Source organism: Inquilinus limosus (assembly GCF_002195995.1).
Taxonomy (GTDB): Bacteria; Pseudomonadota; Alphaproteobacteria; order DSM-16000; family Inquilinaceae; genus Inquilinus; species Inquilinus limosus_C.
Genome location: NZ_NHON01000214.1, coordinates 1 through 1598, shown reverse-complemented (window position 1 = coordinate 1598; position 1598 = coordinate 1). Strand labels below are relative to the sequence as shown.

Below are 1598 nucleotides of genomic sequence, written 5' to 3'. Positions count from 1 at the left end.
CTGCCCCCCTCCCGCAAGGGGAGGGGGGACTGGAAAGGAGGCCGTGAAACGCTGATGTCCACGCTGGGGCCGGCTCGGGTCGGGAGAACCCCCTCCCCCTATCCCCCTCCCGCGAGGGGAGGGGGGACTCGGAGGAGAGACGTGCGTGACGGGCGGGCGGGTGAAGGGCATCGACGCGGCCGCCCCTGAGCGGGAGAGGCGACGTGAAGACGCTGGATATCCTGCCCTTGCCGCAATGCACTGGCCGACCTCGGTTCGTCCGCGCCAGCCCTGCTTCAGTCCGGGCTAGCTTCTGTAATCCGCATTGATCGAGATATAGCCATGCGTGAGGTCGCAGGTCCAGACCGTGGCCTGGCCGCGGCCGATGCCGATATCGACCGCGATGTCGATCGACCGGGTCTTCATGTGCGCCGCCACCGGCGCCTCGTCATAGCCGTCGACCACCATGCCATCGCGCGCCACCTGGACGCCGCCGATGGCGATGCCGAGCCTGTCGCGGTCCGCCGGCTCGCCCGACTTGCCGACCGCCATGACGATGCGGCCCCAGTTGGCGTCCTCGCCCGCCACCGCGGTCTTCAAGAGCGGCGAATTGGCGATGGCCAGGCCGATGCGCCGGGCCGAGCGGTCGGAGATCGCGCCCGTCACGGCGATGGTGATCAGCTTCTGCGCGCCCTCGCCGTCGCACGCCACCTGGCGGGCCAAATCGGCGGTCAGGTCGTCCAGCGCGCGCTGGAAATCGGCCAGGTCGGCCGCGCCGGCCGGCGCCGGATTGCCGGCCCTGCCGGTGGCGAACAGCATCAGCGTGTCGCTGGTCGAGGTGTCGCCGTCGACCGTGATGGCGTTGAACGACTGGTCGACCGCCGCCGCCAGCGCCTTCTGCAGCAGCGGAGCCGGAATGGCGGCGTCGGTGAAGACGAAGGACAGCATCGTCGCCATGTCCGGCGCGATCATGCCCGAGCCCTTGGCGATGCCGGTGATCGTGATTGTGGTGCCGCCGATGGTGGCGGTGCGGGTGGCGCCCTTGGCGAAGGTGTCGGTGGTGCGGATCGCCTCCGCCGCCGCCGCCCAGTCCTCACCCAGCGCCTTGGCGAGGTCCGGCAAATGGCGGGCGACGCGGTCCTCCGGCAGCGGCTGGCCGATGACGCCGGTGGAGGCGACGAACACCTCCTCCCAGTCGCAGCCGACCTGCTTCGCCGCCGCCACCACCGTGGCCGCCACCGTCTTCACCCCGGCCTGGCCGGTGAAGGCGTTGGCGTTGCCGGCATTGACGACGACGGCCCGGGCCGAGCCCTTCGGCAGCGCCCGGCGGCACCAGTCGACCGGGGCGGAGGGGCAGCGCGAGCGGGTGTAGACGCCCGCCGCGCTGGTGCCGGGGTCGAGGGCGACGAACAGCACATCCGGCGCCCCCGTCTTCTTCAGCCCGCAGGCGGCGGCGGCCAGCCGCACGCCGGCGATCGGCGCGAGGTCCGGCAGCCGCTCGGGCGCGAGCGGCGAACGCGGCAATGCTCCGGCCATGGTCCCCTCCCCCGTCTCTTCCGCCGCTTACTTCTTCGGAGCGGCGGGCGGCTGCTCGCCGGCCGGCGCGGCGGGCAGCCGCC

At 72.6% G+C, this 1598-nt stretch carries 1 protein-coding gene; it reads right to left on the bottom strand.

What is annotated here, in order from left to right:
* Positions 1 to 285: 285 nt before the first annotated feature.
* Positions 286 to 1515, bottom strand: coding sequence for a bifunctional glutamate N-acetyltransferase/amino-acid acetyltransferase ArgJ (gene argJ, locus BWR60_RS36010; RefSeq protein ID WP_088158157.1), 1230 nt, complete (start codon positions 1513 to 1515; stop codon positions 286 to 288).
* Positions 1516 to 1598 lie beyond the last annotated feature (83 nt).